Annotated in this window: 21 protein-coding genes; 9 read left to right on the forward strand and 12 right to left on the reverse strand. The window is 62.3% G+C overall.

Annotation, left to right across the window (positions count from 1 at the left end):
* The first annotated feature begins 227 nt into the window (after positions 1 to 227).
* The 3 genes from mrdA to ACIOAU_RS14230 all read left to right on the forward strand — a co-directional run bounded on the left by mrdA (position 228) and on the right by ACIOAU_RS14230 (position 4,671).
* A complete protein-coding gene (gene mrdA / locus ACIOAU_RS14220) occupies positions 228 to 2,114 on the forward strand; it encodes a penicillin-binding protein 2 (protein ID WP_101319902.1) in 1,887 nt (628 codons plus the stop codon).
* 225 nt (positions 2,115 to 2,339) lie between these two features.
* The gene (locus tag ACIOAU_RS14225; protein ID WP_401182714.1) at positions 2,340 to 3,557 is read left to right on the forward strand and encodes an acyl-CoA dehydrogenase family protein; all 1,218 of its coding nucleotides are present in this window, start codon (positions 2,340 to 2,342) and stop codon (positions 3,555 to 3,557) included.
* Between the two features lie 10 nt (positions 3,558 to 3,567).
* Positions 3,568 to 4,671, forward strand: coding sequence for a sigma-54-dependent Fis family transcriptional regulator (locus tag ACIOAU_RS14230; protein WP_101319906.1), 1,104 nt, complete (start codon positions 3,568 to 3,570; stop codon positions 4,669 to 4,671).
* A 33-nt stretch (positions 4,672 to 4,704) separates the two neighbouring features.
* Here the strand turns inward: ACIOAU_RS14230 and ACIOAU_RS14235 are convergent, their stop codons facing one another.
* The 6 genes from ACIOAU_RS14235 to ACIOAU_RS14260 are packed head-to-tail and all read right to left on the reverse strand — an operon-like array spanning position 4,705 to position 10,137.
* Positions 4,705 to 6,657: a response regulator gene (locus tag ACIOAU_RS14235; RefSeq protein ID WP_401182717.1), complete on the reverse strand. Its 1,953-nt coding sequence runs from the start codon at positions 6,655 to 6,657 to the stop codon at positions 4,705 to 4,707.
* Positions 6,647 to 7,519 carry a sensor histidine kinase KdpD gene (locus tag ACIOAU_RS14240; RefSeq protein WP_150572414.1) on the reverse strand — a complete coding sequence of 291 codons (873 nt, stop codon included), beginning with the start codon at positions 7,517 to 7,519 and terminating at the stop codon, positions 6,647 to 6,649. Before ACIOAU_RS14240 ends, ACIOAU_RS14235 begins: the two co-directional genes overlap by 11 nt.
* Complete coding sequence (locus ACIOAU_RS14245; protein WP_401182720.1) at positions 7,512 to 8,528, reverse strand: ATP-binding protein; 1,017 nt, start codon at positions 8,526 to 8,528, stop codon at positions 7,512 to 7,514. Before ACIOAU_RS14245 ends, ACIOAU_RS14240 begins: the two co-directional genes overlap by 8 nt.
* Positions 8,519 to 8,923, reverse strand: coding sequence for an anti-sigma regulatory factor (locus ACIOAU_RS14250; RefSeq protein WP_188036106.1), 405 nt, complete (start codon positions 8,921 to 8,923; stop codon positions 8,519 to 8,521). The genes ACIOAU_RS14245 and ACIOAU_RS14250 overlap by 10 nt, the downstream gene beginning before the upstream one ends.
* Entirely contained in the window at positions 8,920 to 9,282 is a 363-nt protein-coding gene (locus ACIOAU_RS14255; RefSeq protein ID WP_101319914.1) for an STAS domain-containing protein, read from the reverse strand. The genes ACIOAU_RS14250 and ACIOAU_RS14255 overlap by 4 nt, the downstream gene beginning before the upstream one ends.
* 3 nt (positions 9,283 to 9,285) lie before the next feature.
* Positions 9,286 to 10,137: an STAS domain-containing protein gene (locus ACIOAU_RS14260; protein WP_150572415.1), complete on the reverse strand. Its 852-nt coding sequence runs from the start codon at positions 10,135 to 10,137 to the stop codon at positions 9,286 to 9,288.
* 261 nt (positions 10,138 to 10,398) lie between these two features.
* Here ACIOAU_RS14260 and yghU point away from each other — a divergent pair, with 261 nt between their 5' ends.
* Positions 10,399 to 11,238, forward strand: coding sequence for a glutathione-dependent disulfide-bond oxidoreductase (yghU, locus tag ACIOAU_RS14265; RefSeq protein ID WP_401182725.1), 840 nt, complete (start codon positions 10,399 to 10,401; stop codon positions 11,236 to 11,238).
* Positions 11,239 to 11,272: 34 nt separating this feature from the next.
* On the opposite strand, the gene ACIOAU_RS14270 is transcribed toward yghU, so the two are convergent.
* Positions 11,273 to 12,271 carry a bile acid:sodium symporter family protein gene (locus tag ACIOAU_RS14270; protein WP_401182728.1) on the reverse strand — a complete coding sequence of 333 codons (999 nt, stop codon included), beginning with the start codon at positions 12,269 to 12,271 and terminating at the stop codon, positions 11,273 to 11,275.
* Positions 12,272 to 12,394: 123 nt separating this feature from the next.
* Here ACIOAU_RS14270 and ampC point away from each other — a divergent pair, with 123 nt between their 5' ends.
* Positions 12,395 to 13,534, forward strand: a complete 1,140-nt coding sequence (gene ampC / locus ACIOAU_RS14275) for a class C beta-lactamase (protein ID WP_101319922.1) — start codon at positions 12,395 to 12,397, stop codon at positions 13,532 to 13,534.
* A 296-nt stretch (positions 13,535 to 13,830) separates the two neighbouring features.
* Positions 13,831 to 14,160, forward strand: coding sequence for a hypothetical protein (locus tag ACIOAU_RS14280; protein ID WP_101319924.1), 330 nt, complete (start codon positions 13,831 to 13,833; stop codon positions 14,158 to 14,160).
* 47 nt (positions 14,161 to 14,207) lie between these two features.
* Here the strand turns inward: ACIOAU_RS14280 and ACIOAU_RS14285 are convergent, their stop codons facing one another.
* The 4 genes from ACIOAU_RS14285 to ACIOAU_RS14300 form a co-directional block, all read right to left on the reverse strand.
* The gene (locus ACIOAU_RS14285) at positions 14,208 to 14,501 is read right to left on the reverse strand and encodes a hypothetical protein (RefSeq protein WP_101319926.1); all 294 of its coding nucleotides are present in this window, start codon (positions 14,499 to 14,501) and stop codon (positions 14,208 to 14,210) included.
* Between the two features lie 182 nt (positions 14,502 to 14,683).
* Positions 14,684 to 14,872 carry a hypothetical protein gene (locus ACIOAU_RS14290; protein ID WP_101319928.1) on the reverse strand — a complete coding sequence of 63 codons (189 nt, stop codon included), beginning with the start codon at positions 14,870 to 14,872 and terminating at the stop codon, positions 14,684 to 14,686.
* Between the two features lie 138 nt (positions 14,873 to 15,010).
* A complete protein-coding gene (locus ACIOAU_RS14295) occupies positions 15,011 to 15,331 on the reverse strand; it encodes a YbjQ family protein (RefSeq protein WP_101319930.1) in 321 nt (106 codons plus the stop codon).
* Between the two features lie 53 nt (positions 15,332 to 15,384).
* Complete coding sequence (locus ACIOAU_RS14300; RefSeq protein ID WP_101319933.1) at positions 15,385 to 16,269, reverse strand: EamA family transporter; 885 nt, start codon at positions 16,267 to 16,269, stop codon at positions 15,385 to 15,387.
* A gap of 193 nt (positions 16,270 to 16,462) precedes the next feature.
* Here ACIOAU_RS14300 and ACIOAU_RS14305 point away from each other — a divergent pair, with 193 nt between their 5' ends.
* Complete coding sequence (locus tag ACIOAU_RS14305) at positions 16,463 to 17,770, forward strand: substrate-binding domain-containing protein (protein ID WP_401182733.1); 1,308 nt, start codon at positions 16,463 to 16,465, stop codon at positions 17,768 to 17,770.
* A 164-nt stretch (positions 17,771 to 17,934) separates the two neighbouring features.
* Positions 17,935 to 19,026 (forward strand): TerC family protein, encoded by a 1,092-nt coding sequence (locus tag ACIOAU_RS14310; RefSeq protein ID WP_401182736.1) that lies wholly within the window; start codon positions 17,935 to 17,937, stop codon positions 19,024 to 19,026.
* A gap of 39 nt (positions 19,027 to 19,065) precedes the next feature.
* Here ACIOAU_RS14310 and ACIOAU_RS14315 read toward each other — a convergent pair whose 3' ends face one another.
* Entirely contained in the window at positions 19,066 to 20,295 is a 1,230-nt protein-coding gene (locus ACIOAU_RS14315; RefSeq protein ID WP_101319938.1) for an acyl-CoA dehydrogenase, read from the reverse strand.
* Between the two features lie 139 nt (positions 20,296 to 20,434).
* Here ACIOAU_RS14315 and ACIOAU_RS14320 point away from each other — a divergent pair, with 139 nt between their 5' ends.
* Positions 20,435 to 21,361, forward strand: coding sequence for a LysR family transcriptional regulator (locus ACIOAU_RS14320; protein WP_401182739.1), 927 nt, complete (start codon positions 20,435 to 20,437; stop codon positions 21,359 to 21,361).
* The last annotated feature ends 51 nt before the right edge of the window (positions 21,362 to 21,412 follow it).

Genomic DNA, 21,412 nt, shown 5'->3' on the forward strand with positions numbered 1-21,412 from the left:
ACCCTGCTGCAAGAGGCCTTGATCAGACGAGCACGCCATGCAGTAGCAGTGCAGTAAGCCGTGCCCTGATGAGTCACATGAATGAATATTCATGCAAGGCTGCGGCTCAGTGCTGCCGGGGCTGACGGGCCATCCGGGCAGGCTCGCCGGGGGCGGCTTGCTTGAGCAGCAGCGGGTGCTTGCGTAGCATCGCCGACCCGGTGACCTCTCCACCCCGAAGAACGCGCATGCCCCAACCCATCCCCCTCAAGGATCACGAACAGGAAAAGCAGCTGGTCAACCGCCGCCTGTTGGTCTGCGCCGTGCTGACCTGCAGCCTCGTTGCGGTGCTGATCGCTCGCCTGTACGTGCTGCAGGTGCTGCAGCACGACCAGCAGAGCGCCGTTTCCGAAAACAACCGCGTGCACGTGCTGCCGATCGCGCCTGAGCGCGGCCTGATCTACGACCGCAACGGCGTCGTGCTGGCCGACAACAAGCCCAGCTTCAACCTGACCATGACCCGCGAGCGCGCTGGCGATTCAGCCAAGGTGCTCGACAGCCTGACGCAGATCCTCGGCCTGGCCGACGACGACCGTCAGCAGTTCAACAAGGATCTGCGCCGTGGGCGTAAACCGTTCGAACCGGTGACCTTGATGGTGGGCCTGAGCGAAGAACAGATCGCCCTGATCGCCGTCAATCAGTTCCGCCTGCCGGGGCTTGATGTAGAGCCGCAGTTTATCCGTGAGTACCCGCTCAATGAGCACTTTGCGCACTCGGTGGGCTATGTCGGCCGGATCAACGAGAAGGAAGCCAAGACCCTCGACAGCACCGAGTACCGCGGTACCCAGTCGATCGGCAAGACTGGCGTCGAGCGCTTCTACGAGGATCAGTTGCACGGTCATGTCGGCTACGAAGAGGTCGAGACCAACGCCCAGGGCCGGGTCATGCGCGTGCTCCGCCATCAGGACCCGATCCCGGGCAAGGACATCATCCTCAGCCTTGACGTGCAGCTGCAACAGGCCGCCGAAAAGGCCCTGGGCGATCGCCGTGGCTCGGTGGTGGCGCTCGACCCCGCCACCGGCGATGTGCTGGCGATGGTCAGCAACCCAAGCTTTGATCCCAACCTGTTCGTCAAAGGCATCAGCTTCAAGCAATACGCCGCGCTGCGCGATTCGATCGACCGGCCGCTGTTCAACCGGGTGCTGCGCGGTTTGTATGCGCCGGGTTCGACGATCAAGCCGGAGGTGGCCATCGCCGGCCTCGACAGCGGCGTAATGACGCCCGCCAACCGGGTGTTCGACCCCGGCTACTACGAGCTGCCCAACTACGACCACAAGTACCGCAACTGGAACCGCAGCGGCGATGGCTGGGTAGACATGTACACCGCGATCATGCGCTCCAACGACACCTACTTCTATGACCTCGCGCACAAGCTGGGCATCGACCGCCTGCATGACTACATGGCCGAGTTCGGCCTCGGCCAGAAGGTCTCGTTGGACATGTTCGAGGAAGCCGCCGGGCTGATGCCGTCGCAGCAATGGAAGCGCGCGACTCGCCGTCAGGCGTGGTTCCCCGGTGAAACGCTGATCCTGGGGATTGGCCAGGGCTACATGCAGGTCACCCCGTTGCAGCTGGCCCAAGCCACCAGCCTGCTCGCCAGCAAAGGCGTGTGGCACCGCCCGCACCTGGCCCGGAGCATTGGTGGCGAGCCGCCGCAGGATCCGCACCCGATGCCGGATATCGTCCTGCACGACAAGCGCGCGTGGGACCAGGTCAGCCAGGGCATGCAGATGGTCATGCACGACCCGCGTGGCATCGCCCGCGCCTCGGCGGCTGGCGCCCAGTACCGAATTGCCGGCAAGAGCGGTACCGCGCAGGTAGTGGCGATTCGTCAGGGCGAGCGCTACGACCGCAACAAGACCCTGGAGCGGCACCGCGACAATGCCTTGTTCGTCGGTTTCGCCCCTGCCGAGCATCCCTCGATTGTGGTGGCGGTGATGATCGAAAACGGCGAAGCCGGCGGCCGCGTCGCCGGTCCGGTGGTGCGCGAGGTGATGGATGCCTGGCTGCTGGACAGCCAGGGCCATCTGAAGCCCGAATATGCCGGTGGCGAGCACGCTTCGCCGCATTCCTGACTCGCTGCGCAGACGGCCACGCATACAGAAACCCTATAAAGGAATAAGAGTATTCTTTCTTATTCCTTTTTAAATAACCCCAGTTCTTCTATAACTGTCTGCACTGTACAGCCGCCAACAGCTGGCCAACTGTCTGCAGCGCAGCACCCCATCAACAGCAAGCCCCAACAGCCTCGACGATTGCTCAAGCAAAGTCCCCCGCTCAATTGACCTGGAGACTCGCCCATGAGCAACCCGCTCGACAACGCTGCCCTGGCCGGCGGTATTGCCCGCCCCGCTCGCTCCTCGGCCCTTGGCATTGCCCGCGAGCTGGCTGAGCAGTTTGCTCAAACCGCAGTCGAGCGCGACGAACGCGGCGGCACGCCCAAGCGCGAGCGTGACGCCCTGCGCAGCAGTGGCCTGCTCGCGCTGACCATCCCCACCGCCTATGGCGGCCAGGGCGCCAACTGGCGCGAAACGCTCGAAGTGGTGCGCGAATTCGCCCGGGTCGATAGCTCGATTGCCCATGTGTTCGGTTTTCATCACTTGATGCTGGCCACCGTGCGCCTGTTCTCGCGGTCCGAGCAATGGCAACCATGGTTCGAGCAGACGGCGCGCAAGCATTGGTTCTGGGGTAACGCCCTCAACCCTCTGGACACCCGCACCGTGGTCAAGCAGTTCGACGGCTGGTGCGAGTTCTCCGGGCAAAAGAGCTTCTGCTCCGGCGCCAGCGATTCAGAGATGCTGATCGCCTCGGCCGTGGACGAACGTGCCGGCGGCAAGCTATTGATCGCGGCCATCCCCAGCGCCCGCACCGGCATCAGCCTGCACAACGACTGGAACAACATTGGCCAACGCCAGACCGACAGCGGCAGCGCCACCTTCGAACGGGTGCGGGTCGAGCAGGACGAACTACTGCTCGATCCAGGCCCGCTGAGCACGCCATTCGCCGCCTTGCGCCCGCTGATCGCTCAGTTGCACTTCGCCAACCTGTTCCTCGGCATCGCCGAAGGCGCCTTTGCCGAAGCCCGCCAGTACAGCCTCAAGGAAAGCCGCCCCTGGTTCCGCTCCAGCGCGGCACAGGTCAGCGAAGACCCTTATGTGCTGCGCCATTACGGCGAGTTCTGGGTGGGCCTGGAAAGCGTGCGTTTGCTGATCGAGCGCGCCGCCGACCAGCTCGATGCTGCCTGGCAGCAGGAGCATGCGTTGAGTGCAGAGCAACGCAGCGACCTCGCCCTGGCCATCGGCACGGCCAAGGTCGCGGCAACCCGCCACGGCCTGGATATCTGCAACCGCCTGTTCGAAGTCACCGGTGCCCGCGCCACCCATGCCTCACTGCGCTTCGACCGGCATTGGCGCAACCTGCGCACGCAAACCCTGCACGACCCCGTGGATTACCGCATCCACGAGCTCGGCGAGTGGGCCCTCAACGGCAAGCGCCCTGTCCCGTCCTTCTATTCCTAAAGGCACGCCCATGCAATTGCTCACCCTCCCCCCGTCACCGTCACTGGCCACCTCGATCCGGGCGACCGCGCAGGTCTTCGAAGACCCCCGTTCGCAGGCGCTGCTGGCCCACTTGCAACAGGTTGCGCCAAGTGAGGCCAGCGTGCTGATCATCGGCGAGACCGGCACGGGCAAGGAGCTGGTGGCGCGCCATATCCACGACCTCAGCGGGCGCCGCAACGGGCCGTTCATCGCGGTCAACTGCGGGGCGTTTTCCGAGTCGCTGGTCGAGGCCGAGTTGTTCGGCCACGAGAAAGGCGCCTTTACCGGCGCGCTCGCCGCCAAGGCCGGCTGGTTTGAGGAAGCCAACGGCGGCACGCTGTTTCTCGACGAGATAGGCGACCTGCCCTTGCCGATTCAGGTCAAGCTGCTGCGCGTGTTGCAGGAGCGCGAGGTGGTCAGGCTAGGCTCGCGCAAGAGCATCCCGATCAATGTGCGGGTGCTGGCAGCGACCAACGTGCAGCTGGAAAAAGCCATCAATGCCGGGCATTTTCGCGAAGACCTGTACTACCGCCTGAGCGTAGTGACGCTGTCGCTGCACCCGCTACGTGATCGCCCCGGCGATATCATGCCGCTGGTGCGCCATTTCATCCGCCGCTACAGCGAGCGCTTGGGTTATGGCCCGGTCGAGCTCAGCCCACGCGCGCAGGCCAAGCTGGTCGAATACAGCTGGCCGGGCAATATTCGCGAGCTGGAAAACGTCATCCATCACAGCCTGCTGACCTGCGGCAACGGTGAAATCCAGGCGCAGGATCTGCGCATGTCCAACCTGCGCCTGGAGCGCCAGGAGGATGCCGCCGCCAGCCATGGTGGTTCGGCAGAAGAGCTGCTGGAGCAGGCGTTCAGCCGGCTGTTTGAGGAGCACTCCGGTGAGTTGTTCGAGAAAGTCGAGAACGCCCTGCTGCGTTCGGCGTATCACTTCTGTCACTACAACCAGGTGCATACCGCGCAGTTGCTGGGGCTGTCGCGCAATGTCACGCGCACCCGCTTGATCGCGATTGGCGAACTGGTGGTGAACAAGCGCCGCAATCAGGAGGAAAGCGTGCATAGCCGTGTGGTGGGTTTGTCCATCTGACCTGCAGCCCGGCTCGCCAGGCTGCAGCCAGGGTCAGTCTGGGCTGACCCGCCCGAGTGAACGACAGACCTTGGCCAGCAGCTCGCCAATCTGGAACGGCTTGATCAGCATATCCATGCCCGAGCCGAGAAACGCCTGCCGATCCAGTGCGGTCTCGGCGTAGCCGGTCATGAACAGCACCGGTAAGCCGGGCCGGTAAACCCGGGCCATATCAGCCAGCTCGCGACCGCTGATGCCTGGCAGTCCGACATCGGTGAGCAGCAGTTCGATACTGCTGTCGTTGCGCAGATGGTCCAGCGCCTCCTCGATGGTTTCCGCCAGCGTGTAGCGGTAGCCGGCATCGGCCATCACCTCAGCTACCGACAGGCGCACCGAAGCCATGTCTTCGACGATCAGCACATGCTCACCCGCGCCTCTTTGATCGACGTGGGCCACCAGCGCCTCGCTGACCGCTTCGCGATTGCTGGCAGGCAGCAGCAGGGTCACTTCTGTGCCCTGTCCCTGCACGCTGCGCAGGGCGACATGCCCACCAGACTGACGAGCGAAGCCGTAGATGGTCGACAGGCCAAGGCCGGTGCCCTGGCCCAGCGGTTTGGTGGTGAAGAACGGATCGAAGACCTTCTCCAGCACGTCCGGGGCGATGCCACTGCCGTCATCGCGCACCGTCACGGCGATGTAAGCGCCATCCTGAAGGTTGGGGTCGGCGCGGGCCACGACTGCTGAAGTAGTGACCCAGATATGCCCGCCTTTGATCAACGCATCGCGGGCGTTGATCACCAGGTTGAGCACGGCGCTTTCCAGTTGCACCGGATCGACCAGCGCAATCGACGGGCACTCGCTCAGTTGCAACTGCAGATCGATGCGTTCACCGATGGTGCGGGTCAGCAGCTCTTGCAGCGAACGTACGCGCTCGTTGACATCGACCGGGTGGGTATCCAGCGGCTGCTGCCGCGCGAAGGCCAGCAGACGATGAGTCAGCGAGGCCGCGCTCATCGCCGAGCTCAGCGCGGCATCGGCATAATGGGGGACTTTCTCGAGGTGGTTCTCGCCGACGCGTTTACGGATCAACTCCAGGCTGGTGATGATCCCGGTGAGCAGGTTGTTGAAGTCGTGGGCGATACCGCCAGTCAGGCTGCCCAGGGCGTCCATTTTCTGCAACTGCAGCAGCTGCGCCTCGGTGCGCGCGCGCTGGGCCATCTCGCGGGCCAGCTGAATGTTGGCATCGTCGAGCTTGGCCAGGTGCGAGCGCTCACGATGGCGATGCTCGGTAACGTCTTCGACAAATACCAGGCACAGGCCCGGCGTGCGGTATGGCGACAACTGCCAGTCGGTGTCGCGCAACTGGCCTTTCACCGTCATGCCCAAGGTACCGCGCCAGCGCTCGCCGTCTGCCAGGTGCTGACGCAAGGCAGCCAGGGCCAGTTCCTGGCCCGGGGTGAAGCATTCCAGCAGCACTTCAGGCTGCTGATTATCCTGAATCAGCTGAGCGAATGCATGGTTGCACTCATGCACTTTGAACTGGGCATCCAGCACCGCAATCGGCGCCGACACGTTGCTGAAGATCTCGCGAAAACGCGCCTCGCTGTCACGCAGTGCACGCTCGGTGTCACGCACCCGCAGCAAGGTGCGCAGAGTCGCCTGCAGCACATCCGGGTCGACCGGGTGCACCAGGTAGGCATCGGCTCCGGCCTCAAGACCGGTAATGATGTCGCCGGTCAGGATCGACGCAGCCGAGACATGGATCACCGGCAGCAGCGCTGTCTCGGGATCGGCGCGCAACAGGCGTACGACATCGAAACCGCTCATGTCCGGCAGGTTCACATCCAGGATCAGCGCATCGATCTGTTCATTGCGGATCATCTCCAGGCCGTCGCCGCCAGTGCCTGCCTCGAGTACCTGATAGCCGTGCAGGGCCAGCCGCCGACGCAGCGCGTAGCGCGTGGTGGCGTTGTCGTCGACGATCAGCAGGCGGATCTCAGAGCTCATCGGCGCTCTCCTGGGCGATGGCAAGCGGGATGATTACAAAGAACGTCGAGCCAACCCCGGGTTCACTTTCTACGCCCACTTCTCCGCCCAACAGCGCAGCGAAGCGTTTACACAAGGACAGGCCCAAGCCAGTGCCGCGCAGGCGTTTCTGCAAAGGCGAGTCGACCTGGGCGAAATCTTCGAACAGGGCGCCGAGCAGTTCCGGGGCAATACCGATACCCGAATCACTGACGGCAAAGCGTACGCGGTCAGTACCGTGCAGACGGGCCGACACGCGGATCTCGCCACGCAAGGTGAATTTCAGGGCGTTGGCAATGAAGTTGCGAAGGATCTGCGCCAGCTTCTTGTCATCGGTATACAGCTGCGGCAAGCCTTGCGGCTCCTCGAAAATCAGGTCGACCGCGCCCATGTCGACGATCGGCCGGAACATCCCGCGCAAGGCGGCGAACAGGTCGAGCATATCGAACCAGGCTGGCGAGATATTGATCCGCCCGGCCTCGATCTTGGCCAGGTCGAGCAAGTCGTCGACCATGTCGCTGAGCTCGCGGGTTGCCGAGCTGATAAATCCCACCTGCAACTGCTGTTCTTTGCTCAGCGGCCCGTCGATTTCGTCAGCGAGCAGGCTGGTGATGCTCAGGATCGAGCCCAGCGGCGTGCGGAATTCGTGGCTCATGTAGGCCAGGAAGCGGCTCTTGAGGTCGGATGCCTGGCGCAATTGCTCAGCCTGCACGTCCAGCTCGGCATACAGTGCGAGCACGCCCTGATTGGTCTCTTCAAGCTCATCGCGCAACGCTTCGTTGTCGGCTTGCAAGCGGCTGATGAGGGCGGCCTGCTCGGCCGAACCGGGAATCTGTTCAGGCATAAGCAGCCTCCAGGTCAATGACCAATACGGTGACATCATCACGACCGCGGCAAAAATCCCGGTGCAGAACCCCAGCGATGATCGCCGGGTGGCGCGGGGCCAGGCCCGGATAGGCTTGCAGGTTCCAACGCGATTGCAGCCCGTCGCTGTACATGATCAACAGATTTCCCTGTACCTGAGCGTAGTTAAACACCTGACCCTTGCGGTATTGACCGCCGACGATGCCGGGATAGGAGGTCAGCCCGCGCGGACGTTCGCCGCCTACCAGCGTCGCACCGATGTTGCCGATACCGATAAAGGCCAGGTTGTCCGCTGCAGCGTCATACTGGGCAATCGCCGCCGCGCCGCCGCGGGTGCCGCCCATGGCGTTGTGCATTTCGGCGAGCAACTGTTCGGGCTCGCTGAATGGGGTCCGAGCAAATTCCGTAGCGCCCGCCAGGGCGGCAGAGGCAGCCTCGCTGCCATGACCGAGGCCATCGACCACCAGGGCACTCAGGCGCTGCTGATCGCGGGCGACATACCAGGTGTCGCCACAGGCTGGATCGTTATGCAATGAATGCTGACTGACGCCGATGCGTACGTCGGCGCCCTTGACATCGCGACGATGCAAACGCGCCAGCACTGCCGCGCCGCGCTCGTCCGCATACACATCGAACACCTGCGCCTGGCGGCTGACCGCGCCCAGACCGATGCCTTGGGTACCGGCTGTGGAATACCTGTCCGTCAGGCAGGCATGCACGTCAAAGCCAGGGCCTCGGTCGATAGCCAAGATCTCGAGTGCATGTGCCGCGCCATGCGGCAAAACACGCAGGTGCAGTTCGCCGCGTTCGGCATGTTTGAGCACATTGCTGGCAAGCTCGGTGGCAACCAGCGCCGCACGGCCTGCGTCGGCCTGATCAAAACCGTGGTCTTCGGCAAGCTTTTGCACGGTACGCCGGGCATGACCCACCTGGCTGCTGTCATCGAGCGTCAACACCTGGGTCAGGCTGGCGGCAAAAGTCATGTCCATCGAGTTATGGTCACCCGAGTGCCTTGCCCTGGGGCGGTATCCAACTCGAACTCGTCGACCAACCGGCGCGCCCCCGTCAGGCCCAGGCCCATGCCGTTGCCAGAGGTCCAGCCGTCGGTCAGGGCCAGCTTGGTATCGGGGATACCCGGGCCTTCGTCACGAAACACCAGACGCAGACCCACCCGGCCAAGGCCGTCGATGATCTCCCAGTCCATGTCGCCGCCACCGCCATACACCACGGTGTTACGCGCCAGCTCGCTGACGGCGGTGACCATCTTGGTCAGGTCGACCAGGCGCATGCCGCATTCGCTGGCCAGCTTGCGCGCCAGTTGACGCGCAAGCACCACATCCTGCTCGATGCGTACCGGATGACTGCCGCTATCGCGGACGTTCATGACTGGCCTACCCGCTGGCGCAGCAGGTGCATGCCGCGATCAACGTTCAGTGCCGTACTGACACCGGGCAAAGTCAGCCCCAGTTCAACCAGGGTGATAGCCACCGCAGGCTGCATGCCCACCAGCACCGTCTCGGCATCAAGAATGCGCGACAGGCCGGAAATGGTGGCGATCATGCGGCCGATGAACGAATCGACCATGTCCAGCGCCGAGATGTCGATCAGCACGCCGCGGGCGTTGGTCTGGTCGATGCGGCTGGTCAGGTCATCCTGCAGGCGCAGCGCCAGTTCGTCATGCATGTCTACCTGGATAGTCACCAGTAAAAACTGGCCCATCTGCAGGATCGGGATACGCTCCATCGTTTACGCCCGCTCGCCGATGTCGGTGCCCAGGCGCTTGAGCGCGAGTTTCAGTGCATCGGCCAGGTTTGACTTGGTGGTCAGGGTGCCCAGGTCCAGGCCCAGGTGCACGATGGTCTGGGCGATCTGCGGGCGCACGCCACTGATGATGCAATCAGCGCCCATCAGACGGATTGCGGTGACGGTCTTGAGCAGGTGCTGAGCAACCAGGGTGTCCACGGTCGGCACGCCGGTGATGTCGATGATGGCGATTTCCGAACCGGTATCGACAATGCGCTGCAGCAGCGACTCCATGACGGTCTGGCTGCGGTGCGAGTCGAGTGTGCCGATCAATGGCAGCGCGAGCACGCCTTCCCATAGTTTGACTACTGGAGTGGACAGCTCGAGCAGCTCTTCCTGCTGGCGCTTGATCACTCCTTCACGGGTCTTTTGATAGGTGCGGATGGTGTGCAGGCCAAACGCATCGAACAGCTCGGAAATTTGCCACAGCTGTTCGGCGAGCTCGGCTGGCTGATCGCGGTACTGGGTTTGCAGCAGCGCAAACAGCGGGCCTTTCAGCGAAAAGATGAACGAGGCAGTCTGATGCGACTCCTGGCCGAGCTGGGCACGGCTGGCGGAGAGTTTGTCGAGGAAGCGGCGGGTTTCTTCCCAGCCCGCAGCCGCTGGGTTGTCACTGCCCTCATGGCGCAAGCCATCTACGATCAGTTGCAGAAACTCACGGCTTTGCTGACGCAGGTCGTGCTCTTTGACGTTGCGCGAAGCGCCGCTGGCGTCAAGCGCTGCCTGCCAATCATTGAGCAACTGAGGCTGATTGCCGACGATCGCTTCCAGGGTGCTGCCTTGCAGTGCTGCCATATGCGGTTAACTCCGAAAACTTGCTGAGATGCCATCGATCATTCACTTCGCATTGAATGACATCCGCGGATATGAATAGTTGAGAAAAACTGCAATAAATCGCTCGCATGCCCGCTGCGCTGCAGCTAACTCTAGGCCATGTTTGCCATTCATGGGCCAGCACGCCATGCCGACAAGGCACTTGCCCTGAACGACACCGCCGTGGCATAGATCTATAGGTGAGCTTTTTAACAGAAACCGCGCATTCTAGGAGAGTTCTTTGTGAGCGACTCACAGTACGTACCGCCGAAGGTCTGGCGCAACGAGCCGGCCAAGGCCGGCAAGTTCTCCAGCACCAACCGTCCGGTGGCAGGCGCCACCCACGAGCAGGCCTTGCCACAGGGCAAACAGCCGCTGCAGCTGTACTCGCTGGCGACGCCCAACGGCGTCAAGGTGACCATTCTCCTTGAAGAATTATTGGCGCTCGGCCATAGCGGCGCCGAGTACGACGCCTGGCTGATCCGCATTGGCGAGGGCGAGCAATTTTCCAGCGGTTTTGTGGCGGTCAACCCCAACTCGAAGATCCCGGCACTGCTTGACTGCAGCCAACAGCCACCGGTGCGGGTGTTTGAATCGGGCTCGATCCTGCTGTATCTAGCAGAGAAGTTCGGTGCGCTGCTGCCGAGCGCCCCAGCCGCACGAACCGAGACACTCAACTGGCTGTTCTGGCAGATGGGCGCAGCACCCTACTTGGGCGGCGGCTTCGGCCACTTCTATGTGTATGCGCCGGAGAAGATCGAGTACGCCATCAACCGCTTCACCATGGAAGCCAAGCGCCAGCTGGATGTCCTTGAGCGGCGCCTGGCCGAAAGCCCTTATCTGGGCGGTGACGAGTACAGTATCGCCGACATCGCCGTATGGCCCTGGTACGGCCAGTTGGTGCGCGGCAACCTGTATGACGCGGCGCAGTTCCTCGCCGTCGAGGAATACCCCAACGTGCAACGCTGGGCCGAAGAAATTGCCCAGCGCCCGGCAGTACAACGCGGCACGCGGGTCAACCGCACCTGGGGCGATGAGGCCACGCAGGTTGCAGAGCGTCACTCTGCGCAAGACCTGGATTAACCAGTAACCCGTGCCGGGGCTGCGCCCCGGCCAGTTACGTTGAGGACGAAGCTGCTTCGCCCTCGACCTCTTCCTTGCGGCTGGCATAACGCTGGGCCAGCACTGCACAGACCATCAATTGAATTTGATGGAACAGCATCAACGGCAGGATCATCGCGCCGATCCCGCTACCGACGAACAGCACCTGCGCCATGGGCACACCGGTAGCCAGGCTTTTCTTCGAGCCAGCAAACAAAATGGTGATGCGGTCTTCGACACTGAAGCCGAGCGCTCGGCCGAGCACCCGCACGCCCAACAGCACTACCGCCAGCAGTATCCCGCACACGGCGAACAGGCCGGCCAGATGTTGCGGCGACACGGTGTGCCAGAGCCCGGTGACAACCGCTTCACTGAACGCGGTGTAGACCACCAGCAGAATCGAGCCCTGATCGACGATCTTCAGCCAGCGCGCGTTGCGCTTGACCCAGTCGCCGATCCAGCGCCGGGCGATCTGGCCGGCCACGAATGGCACCAACAACTGCAGGATGATTTTCAGCACCGCGTCCAGGCCCGAGCCAGTATTGCCGTCGGCACCCAACAGCAGCATCACCAGCAGCGGGGTGAGGAAGATCCCCAACAAGCTCGAAGCCGCTGCGCTGCAGATCGCTGCCGGGACGTTGCCGCGCGCCAGCGAGGTAAAGGCGATTGCCGATTGCACCGTGGCCGGCAAGGCACACAAATAGAGCACGCCCAGGTACAGCTCGTTGCCTACCAACGGCACGAACAGCGGCTTGAACGCCAGCCCCAGCAGCGGAAACAGGACGAAGGTGCAGGAGAACACCAGCAGGTGCAGACGCCAGTGGCCAGCACCCTTGATGATTGCCTCGCGCGACAGCTTGGCCCCATGCAGGAAGAACAGCAGGCCAATAGCCAGGTTGGTCAACCAGCCGAACACCACTGCACCCTGGCCCGAGCACGGCAGCAGCGTAGCGATCAGCACCACGCCGAGCAGGGCCAGGGTGAAGTTGTCGAACAGCATGCGGAGGTACTTCATTACTCATTCCTTGTTGTCATCGTGCAGCGCACGACGATAAGGTCTGCGGCTTATCTGCGCTAACGCTGGAACGCCCGCCAATGTCGCGCAACGGACACCGCATACACTGAAGACAGGAATCCCATGCTCACTTCCCGCACACTTCTCACCCTGCTTGGCCTCACCTGCTCGCTGGCCAGTACGCACAGCCTTGCTGATGATCTGCAATCTCGGGTCGATGCCGTGGTCAAACCGTTGATGGAAAAACACGCGATCCCAGGCATGGCAGTTGCTGTGTTCGCCGATGGCCGAGAACATATCTTTACCTATGGCGAAGCTAACAAGGTCGACCACCAGCCGGTAAGCCGCGAGACCCTGTTTGAAGTCGGGTCGTTGAGCAAGACTTACACAGCGACACTGGTGGCGCTGGCCAGTGCCGAGGGTAAAGTCGATCTGGCCGCGCCAGCCAGCCGCTATCAACCTGCGCTGAGCAACACGGCCTTGGGCCAGGCCACCCTGCTGGAGCTGGGCGCGTATAGCGCCGACTGCCTGCCATTACAGTTCCCGGATGACGTCGAGAGCGACGCCCAGGCGCTGGTGTTCCTCCAGCAATGGCAACGCAAGGCTGCGCCAGGCACGCAGCGCTGCTATTCCAACCCCAGCCTCGGCTTGTTTGGCGACCTGGCAGCGCGCGCGCAGAAGCTGCCCTTCGCGAAGTTGATGGAAGAGTCGCTGCTGCCAAAGCTTGGCCTCAACCACACCTACCTGCAGGTGCCTGCCAGCGCACAAAGCCAGTACGCCCAGGGTTATGACGCGCAGCAGCGGCCAGTACGGGTCACGCCCGGCGCCTTCGCTGATGAGGCCTACGGCATCAAGACGACGATCGTCGACGCGCTGCGCTATGTGCGCGTGCAGGTACAGCCCGAGCAATTGACTGCACCACTCAAGCAAGCCATCGCCCTCACCCACCAAGGTTACTTTCAGGTGGGCCGCATGACTCAGGGCCTTGGTTGGGAGCGCTACCCTCATCCCGTGACTCTGCCCACACTACTCGCGGGCAACGGTGCCGGTATGGTCCGCGAGCCGCAGGCTGTAACCCGCTTGAGCCCGGCCAGCCCCGCCGACGCTAGCGCTTGGTACAACAAGACGGGGTCAACCAATGGCTTCGGTGCCTACGTTGCATTTATCCCCAGCAAAGGCCTGGGTATCGCCCTGCTTGCCAACCGCAATTACCCCAATGAAGCCCGTGTCGAAGCGGCCTACCAGATCCTTTCCGGGCAGTGACTGATGGATTGTCGGACATTATGTAGTGAGGAAAAATATTCACTACAAAACTGTTGACGCCGTTGATCGGCGTTGGGCATGATTAAGCCGTCTCCCTGATCGGGAGCGGTGGCAAGGGTATTCCAGACGGCTTGCGCGGTAACGCAAGTCGTTCGTGGAGAGGGAACTGTCCAAAAGGCAGCATGTGAAAAGCCCCTGTTGCAATGCTGCGGTAGCAGCCTTGGAAGCGCGCTACATCTGTAGAGCGCCAAGTGTGAAATCACTAAACGACGGGTAATAGGGGCTTTATGATGAACATGAATTTGAACGACAAACCGACTGTTGACCAATTGGCCGAGCTGTTCGCTGCACGCAAGGACAGCCTTGACGATCACCTGCTGTGGATCAGCCAGACTGGCGAGGTTCGCCTTGATCGTCTGCCGCCGAACAGCCTTGAAGACGAATTTGCAGCGCACCTGCCCAGCACCTGCGCCAGCTTCAGGGTCTACCGCCGCGGCCAGGGCTTTGTTGGCAAAAAGGCTGCAGCCGACACCGAGTTCGTTGGCCGCGTGCTGGAAACGCTGCAACAGGAATGGCCTGCCGCCCGTGAGCGGCAAGCAGCCAAGGTGATCGAGCCACTGAACTGAGCGGCCTCACTGTGGTGTTGAGCCCGGCCTGCAAAGGCCGGGCTTTTTCATGCGCGTAGCCGCTGCGGCTGCGGCGCAGCGTCAAGGCTCATGGCCCGCGCCCGATTGACACCCCACACCATCGCCCGCGTAGTCGTCTCGCCGGGCCGTGTCGGATAGTACTCTTCCAGCAATGCTGTGCCGTTGTCGCTGTACATGCCGATGAACATCTGCGTGGCGCCAAGCCGTGACAGGCGGACCTGCACGTCAATGGTAATACCGTCGCTGAGTTGTTCTTCATGGCTGCGGCTGGGCAGCGGTGACTGGGCCCAATGCCGGTAGGCTTCTTCCCTGATGCGCATTGCAGTCAATCCTCCTTTTGTGAAAGTGCAGCGCAAGCAGACCACAGCATTGTTACATCTGCGAGTGCAACTCACTGTTAACTTGCGCAGAATCAACAAAGCTCATCATAAGCGTGCCGTTGGGCGTAAATCCTGTGGGCCTTCCTGGCTTGGGACCGCTGCACGGTGCCAATGACACTGTTTTACTTGCGCGCCGGAATCCGCGGGGTGAAACGCCCTTTCTTGCAGCGCTGCAACGCCACCGGCTGCATCTGCTCGGAGTCATCCAGGGTCATGTGGGCAAAACCCAGGCGAAACGCCGCTTGCCCGCAGCGCACCTGATTGTTGATCGGAAACACGTCGTTAAGGTCTTCGACAAAAGCTTCGCTCATCGCCCAACTCCCTGCACAGTTAACCGCGCCGGCAAGCCCCTCGCTTGCCCGATAAAGCCCGGCTGTTGAACTGAGACTAGCCGGTCATTCTCGGACTGCTCGGGCGAAAAGCCCATAACTGACCAGTGGCACTTGGCCTTATCTGAGCCTGACTGCAGTACCCGTGGCGAACACCACCACCATGCCACCCTGCACCGAGGGCATGCTGATTTCGAAGTCCACGCCGACCACTGCATCGGCATTCATCTGCCGCGCGCGGGCGATCAACTCAGCGGTAGCCTGCTCGCGGGCTTGCTTCAATGCACTTTCAAGGGTCTGCGAACGCCCCCCGAAGAAATCCCGAAAGCGCGCAAAGAAATCGCGGACGAAGTTGATCCCCTGCACCGATTCGGCGCTGACCAAGCCCAGGTATTCACCAATCGGACGGCCATCGAGTTGGCTGGTGGTAGAGATGATCATGCACATACTCCTGCTGCTGCCCGGCCTGCATGGCCGGGGCAAAAGAAGCGATCTTAGCAAAGCGCCGCGCGCAGGCGCTGGCTCAGCCGACTGCCAAACACATTGATCAACAAGCCGACCATTACCAGCAGCGCGCCCCAGCCCTGAATAGCGCTGAGCCGCTCACCCAGCAACCACGCCGATGAGCTCAGGCCAATTACCGGCACTAACAATGAAAACGGCGCAACCTTGCCGGCTGGATGGCGCGACAGCAGCGTGCTCCACAGGGTGTAGCCAAGCATGGTTGCCGCATACGCCAGAAACAGCAGCGCGCCCACTGAACTCCAGCTGATATGGGTCAACGCCTGACTGATTCGCTCGGGGCCCTCAAGCATCCACGACAAGGCCAGAAACGGCAGCGGCGGAATCAGCCCGCCCCACACCACCAGCGCCACCAGATTCACCGAGCCAAAGCGCCGCGTGATGATGTTGCCCATGCCCCACATCGCACCGCCACATAGCGTCAGCAACAGCGCAATCAGCGGCACATGGCTGCTGTGCTCACTGCCGATCAATACAAGCCCGCCTGCCGCTACTAGCAAGCCAAGGACACTGGCCGGGCGCAAGCGCTCGCCGAGAAACAGCGCGGCAAAGCCCAGGGTGAAGAACGCCTGCGACTGCAGGATCAGCGACGCCAGCCCAGGCGGCATGCCGCTGTGCATGGCCTGGAACAAGAAGGCAAACTGGCCCAGGGAGATCGTCGCGCCATAGGCGATCAACCAGCGCCACGGCAGGTTCGGTCGCTTCACCAGCAGTACCGCCGGGAACGCCACCAGCAAGAAGCGCAAGGCGCCCAACAGCATCGGCGGCAAGCCATCGAGGCCTACCTTGATCACCACGAAATTGACTCCCCAGATGATGATCACCACCAGAGCGATCAACAGGTCCTTGAGCGGCATCATCAGGTCCTTATCCAAACTGTTATAGACATATTTCGTAACAGCATAAGGGTTTTTCGCCGCTCGTGACCCGCACAGTTGCAGGCCAGGGTTGCGCTACAGTCTGGCGCAGCACGGCTGAGCCAGCACCGTCATCTGCCAGTCATGCAACTGTCGTAATCTGCGGCGCATCACTGTGCCCCAGGTCTCCGGCATGCCGCGTCTGCTCTCACTCCTGCTGTTGTCGCTGCCACTGCTCTGCCTGGCTGAGCCGGTGCAACTGCGCATTCAGGGCTCCAACACGATCGGCACTGCGCTTGGGCCTGCGCTGGTTCAGGGGATGCTGCGCAGCAAGGGCGCGACGGCGATCGAGCATTCCGCAGGGGCTGTGCCCAACGAGATCGCCATTACGGCGCAGGGTCGCGATGGCGAACTCCTCAGCGTGCTGATCGCAGCTCACGGCAGCAGTACCGGTTTCGCTGCACTGGGCAGTGGCGCGGCAGACCTGGTTGCCTCCTCGCGACCGATCAGTGACGTCGAGGTAGATCAGTTGCAGGCGTTCGGCGACTTGCGCAGCGGCCGTTCCGAGCAGGTCATCGGCCTCGACGGTGTCGCCGTGATCGTCCATCCAGACAATCCACTGACCAGCCTCACCACAGCGCAGCTGGCCCAGGTGTTTGCCGGCCAGGTAACCCGCTGGGAGCAACTGGGCGTAGCGGGCGGTGCTATCCGACTGTATGCGCGTGACGACCGCTCCGGCACCTTCGAGACCTTCAAGGCATTGGTCCTCGACCCTGTACGTAGCGCACTGAGTGGCGAGGCCCGGCGCTTCGAGTCCAGCGACGCGCTGGTCGAGCAAGTCCAGAGCGACCGCCAAGCGATTGGCTTCAGCAGCCTTGCGGCCGTGCATGATGCCAAGGTCCTGGCCATTGCTGCCGGCGATGCGCCGGCCCTGCCGCCCAGCCGCGCGCTGGTTGCCAGTGAAGATTATCCGCTGTCGCGGCGCTTGTACTTCTACCTGCCGGCCAGTCCGCAGCCGCTGGCCCAGGCGCTGGCTGATTTTGCCCAAAGCCCGGCCGGCCAGGTCATCGTTGCTGAACAAGGCTTCGTCAATCAGCAAGTCAAAGCTTTGCCGATCCCTCCCCAGACAGACATGCCGCCGCGCTACCGCAGCCTTGCTCTGGAAGGGCGTCGGCTGACGGTGAACTTTCGCTTCCAGGAAGGCAGTGCGAGCCTTGACAGCAAAGCGCTGCGCGACGTACACCGCGTCGCAGACTTCCTGCAGCAGGCCGGCCACGAGCAAACCAGGACGCTATTGGTCGGCTTCGGCGATCCCAAGGAAACACCGGGCAGGGCCGCCTTGCTCTCGCGCCTGCGGGCCATGGCAGTGCGCCGCGAACTGGCCCATGAAGGCGTGCAGAACATCGACGTGCTGGGTATGGGCGCCGAGCTGCCGGTAGCGGGCAACGAGCAAGAGCAAGGCCGCCACCGCAATCGCCGGGTCGAGGTGTGGGTGTATTGAGGAATGCAGATGGCCACGCAAAGAAATGTAACAGGCTGCCACTCGGCAGCTCCGGCATCTGGGTCTAGGCTCTAACCCATGTGATACCGGGCCCCTCTGACGGCTGCCGCGCCGCCATGTCGGATCACTGTTGCCATGCAACGTCGACAATCAAGGAGGGGCTCATGACAGCTCTACAGACCTACCTCACTACTCCCGTACTCGGTACCAGCGCCTGGCTGTGGCTGGTTTTCGTCGTCATCGTGGTTGGGCTGCTGGTGCTTGACCTTGGCGTCCTGCACCGCAAAGAACGCGAAATCGAAATGCGTGAAAGCCTGCTGCTGTATTCAGGCTATTTCAGCGTGGGCGTACTGTTCGGCGCCTGGGTCTGGTTCGAGTTGGGCGCGCAGTCGGCGCTGGAGTTCTACACCGGCTTCCTGGTCGAGCAATCGCTGTCGATGGACAACGTGTTCGTCATGGCGATGATCTTCAGCTACTTCGCCATCCCACGCCGCTACCAGCACCGCGTATTGTTCTGGGGCATCCTCGGGGTGGTGGTGCTGCGCGCGATCATGATCGGCGTTGGCGCTGCGCTGGTGCAGAACGTTGCCTGGGTGCTCTACCTGTTCGGCGCGTTCCTGCTGTTTACCGGGGTGAAAATGGCTTTGTCCAAGGAGGATAGCCAACCGGACCTGGCCAACAACCCGGTGCTGAGGTTTGTACGCCGGCATATGCGCGTCACTGACGACGTGCACGGGGCAAAATTCTTTGTCCGGCTGACGCCGCCCGGTGAAAGCAAAGCGCTGCGTTACGCCACACCGCTGTTTCTGGCGCTGGTGTTGATCGAACTGGCCGACCTGGTGTTTGCCGTCGACAGCGTGCCGGCGATCTTTGCCATTACTCAAGACCCGTTCATTGTCTACACCTCGAACATCTTCGCCATCCTTGGCTTGCGCTCACTGTACTTCGCGCTGTCCGCCCTGATGCATCGGTTCGTCTATCTGAAGTACGCGCTGGCACTGGTGTTGATCTTCATCGGCTGCAAGATTTTCTATCACGGCCTGATCGGCAAGGTGCCGGCGCTGCTCTCGCTGGGGGTGACCTTTGCACTGTTGCTGGGCGGGGTCGTACTGTCGCTGCTCAAGACTCGTAATGACGCGACAGCGGGTGGCCAGTCTGGTCATGGACCAGACCCCGTGGCTCATCACCGGCCAACACCACGCCCAACTCAGGAGGGAACGATCACTGAAGATCCTGACTCGCTGGGGAACCGCTAGCCAAGTGCAAGTTCGGCGCGCTGCCCAAGCGCGCCACCCTCAGCGGCCCATGCGCAGTAACTCCGCCGGCACGTACTTGCCGATTTCATATTTGCCGATGGCGGCCCGATGCACCTCGTCCGGCCCGTCCGCCAGGCGCAGGGTGCGCTGCATGGCGTACATATAGGCCAGCGGGAAATCAGCGCTGACCCCTGCCCCGCCATGGATCTGGATTGCCCGGTCGATGACTTTCAGCGCGACATTGGGCGCGACCACCTTGATCTGCGCGATCTCGCTGCGGGCGACCTTGTTGCCAACGGTGTCCATCATGTAGGCCGCCTTCAGCGTCAGCAGGCGGGCCATGTCGATTTCCATACGCGAGTCGGCGATCTTGTCGATGTTGCCGCCAAGCCGCGCCAGGGGCCGGCCAAAAGCCGTGCGCTCGACCGAGCGCCGGCACATCAATTCCAGCGCGCGCTCGGCCATGCCCACCGAACGCATGCAGTGGTGAATCCGCCCCGGCCCCAGCCGCCCCTGGGCAATCTCGAAGCCGCGGCCTTCGCCCAGCAGGACGTTTTCATAGGGCACGCGCACATTGTCGAACAGCACTTCGGCGTGGCCATGGGGGGCGTCGTCGTAGCCGAACACCGGCAATGGCCGGACGATCTTCAGCCCGGGCGTGTCGGTGGGTACCAGAATCATCGAGTGCTGTTCATGGCGCTGGCCATCCGGGTTGGACAGGCCCATGAAGATCATCACCTTGCAGCGCGGGTCGCAGGCGCCGGAGGTCCACCACTTGCGCCCGTTGATGAGCCACTGATCACCATCACGCACGGCCGTGGCCGCCATGTTGGTGGCGTCGGATGAGGCAACATCCGGCTCAGTCATGGCGAACGCCGAGCGAATCTCGCCGCGCAGCAGCGGCTCCAGCCACTGACGTTTCTGCGCCTCGCTGGCGTAGCGCACCAGCACTTCCATGTTGCCGGTATCGGGCGCCGAGCAGTTGAACGGCTCCGGCCCCAGCAGCGAGCGTCCCATGATTTCCGCCAAAGGTGCGTATTCAAGGTTGCTCAGGCCGGCGCCGTATTCCGAGTCGGGCAGAAACAGGTTCCACAGGCCTTCGGCGCGAGCCTTGGCCTTGAGCTCTTCCATCACCGCCGTCGGCTGCCAGCGGTCACCCTCGGCAACCTGGCGGTCGAACACTGCTTCGGCAGGATAAACATGCTGGTCCATGAACGCAGTGACGCGCTCTCGCAGGGCCTGAACCTTGGGCGAATAGGCGAAATCCATCGGGCTTACCTTCACAGGATGAAGAACATGGGCCTGAGCCTAGAACAAGCGCGCCAATCCACCTAGCCTATTTTCAGCGTGTATAAACATTCATAACCGATATATGATCCAACCATAACATTACGTCGAGCGGCGCCCAATGAATCTCAGCAAGGTTGACCTCAATCTGTTCATCGTCTTCGATGCGATCTACACCGAAGCCAACCTGACCCGCGCCGGGCAGATCGTCGGCATTACCCAGCCGGCGGTGTCCAACGCATTGTCGCGGCTGCGCGAGACCTTCAACGATCCGCTGTTCGTGCGCACCGCCCAAGGCATGGTGCCGACGCCGATGGCGCAGAACATCATCGGCCCGGTACGCAACGCGCTGGCGCTGCTGCGGGTTTCGGTGCAGGAAAGCCGCATCTTCAACCCGCAGCAAGCCAATAAGACCTTCCGCATCAGCATGACCGACCTGACCGAAGCGGTAGTGCTGCCGCCGCTGTTCCAGCGTCTGCGCCGGCTGGCACCGGCGGTGATGATCGAAAGCTTCCTGTGCAAACGCCGCGAAACCACCAAGGAGCTGGCCGCTGGCCGCCTCGATTTCGCCGTCGATGCGCCGCTCAACACCGACCCACAGGTGCGCCACGTCAAACTGATGCAGGACCGCTTCGTCTGCGCAATGCGTCAGGGCCACCCACTGGCCGAGGCCAAGCTGACGCTGGAGCAGTACTTGGGCATGAGCCACATCCATATCTCCAGCCGGCGTAACGGCCTGGGTTATGTCGACCTGGCGCTGGGCAAGATGGGCCTGCAACGCAAGGTTGCGCTGCGCTCGCAACACTACCTGATGGCCTCGCAGGTGTTGCAGCAGACTGACATGGTAATGACCGTGCCAGAGCGTTTCGCCCGCCGTCATCAACTGCGCCACTTGCCACTGCCGGTTGACGTACCGCCGTTGGAAACTCACCTGTACTGGCATGAAAGCACCGATCAGGACCCAGCCAATCGCTGGATGCGCGAACAGATCATCGAGCTGTGTGAGCGGGTTGTGGTGGAAGAGGAAAAAATGTTTGATCCTTTTTGAGAGGCTTTAGGAGAATTTTCTCCTACCAGACCGGGATTAGCGGGAAAACAA

Source organism: Pseudomonas sp. NPDC088322, from assembly GCF_044740745.1.
GTDB classification, from domain to species: domain Bacteria; phylum Pseudomonadota; class Gammaproteobacteria; order Pseudomonadales; family Pseudomonadaceae; genus Aquipseudomonas; species Aquipseudomonas shirazensis.

What these genes read in the sequence shown, in the direction of transcription:
- ACIOAU_RS14225 (WP_401182714.1), top strand. Translation starts at nt 2,340, where the DNA reads ATGAGCAACCCGCTCGACAACGCTGCCCTGGCCGGCGGTATTGCCCGC.
- ACIOAU_RS14320 (WP_401182739.1), top strand. Translation starts at nt 20,435, where the DNA reads ATGAATCTCAGCAAGGTTGACCTCAATCTGTTCATCGTCTTCGATGCG.
- ACIOAU_RS14310 (WP_401182736.1), top strand. Translation starts at nt 17,935, where the DNA reads ATGACAGCTCTACAGACCTACCTCACTACTCCCGTACTCGGTACCAGC.
- ACIOAU_RS14315 (WP_101319938.1), bottom strand. Translation starts at nt 20,295, where the DNA reads ATGGATTTCGCCTATTCGCCCAAGGTTCAGGCCCTGCGAGAGCGCGTC.
- ACIOAU_RS14245 (WP_401182720.1), bottom strand. Translation starts at nt 8,528, where the DNA reads ATGGACATGACTTTTGCCGCCAGCCTGACCCAGGTGTTGACGCTCGAT.
- ACIOAU_RS14260 (WP_150572415.1), bottom strand. Translation starts at nt 10,137, where the DNA reads ATGGCAGCACTGCAAGGCAGCACCCTGGAAGCGATCGTCGGCAATCAG.
- ACIOAU_RS14255 (WP_101319914.1), bottom strand. Translation starts at nt 9,282, where the DNA reads ATGGAGCGTATCCCGATCCTGCAGATGGGCCAGTTTTTACTGGTGACT.
- ACIOAU_RS14240 (WP_150572414.1), bottom strand. Translation starts at nt 7,519, where the DNA reads ATGCCTGAACAGATTCCCGGTTCGGCCGAGCAGGCCGCCCTCATCAGC.
- ampC (WP_101319922.1), top strand. Translation starts at nt 12,395, where the DNA reads ATGCTCACTTCCCGCACACTTCTCACCCTGCTTGGCCTCACCTGCTCG.
- ACIOAU_RS14295 (WP_101319930.1), bottom strand. Translation starts at nt 15,331, where the DNA reads ATGATCATCTCTACCACCAGCCAACTCGATGGCCGTCCGATTGGTGAA.
- ACIOAU_RS14270 (WP_401182728.1), bottom strand. Translation starts at nt 12,271, where the DNA reads ATGAAGTACCTCCGCATGCTGTTCGACAACTTCACCCTGGCCCTGCTC.
- ACIOAU_RS14305 (WP_401182733.1), top strand. Translation starts at nt 16,463, where the DNA reads ATGCCGCGTCTGCTCTCACTCCTGCTGTTGTCGCTGCCACTGCTCTGC.
- ACIOAU_RS14290 (WP_101319928.1), bottom strand. Translation starts at nt 14,872, where the DNA reads ATGAGCGAAGCTTTTGTCGAAGACCTTAACGACGTGTTTCCGATCAAC.
- ACIOAU_RS14235 (WP_401182717.1), bottom strand. Translation starts at nt 6,657, where the DNA reads ATGAGCTCTGAGATCCGCCTGCTGATCGTCGACGACAACGCCACCACG.
- ACIOAU_RS14250 (WP_188036106.1), bottom strand. Translation starts at nt 8,923, where the DNA reads ATGAACGTCCGCGATAGCGGCAGTCATCCGGTACGCATCGAGCAGGAT.
- ACIOAU_RS14285 (WP_101319926.1), bottom strand. Translation starts at nt 14,501, where the DNA reads ATGCGCATCAGGGAAGAAGCCTACCGGCATTGGGCCCAGTCACCGCTG.
- ACIOAU_RS14230 (WP_101319906.1), top strand. Translation starts at nt 3,568, where the DNA reads ATGCAATTGCTCACCCTCCCCCCGTCACCGTCACTGGCCACCTCGATC.
- ACIOAU_RS14280 (WP_101319924.1), top strand. Translation starts at nt 13,831, where the DNA reads ATGAATTTGAACGACAAACCGACTGTTGACCAATTGGCCGAGCTGTTC.
- mrdA (WP_101319902.1), top strand. Translation starts at nt 228, where the DNA reads ATGCCCCAACCCATCCCCCTCAAGGATCACGAACAGGAAAAGCAGCTG.
- ACIOAU_RS14300 (WP_101319933.1), bottom strand. Translation starts at nt 16,269, where the DNA reads ATGCCGCTCAAGGACCTGTTGATCGCTCTGGTGGTGATCATCATCTGG.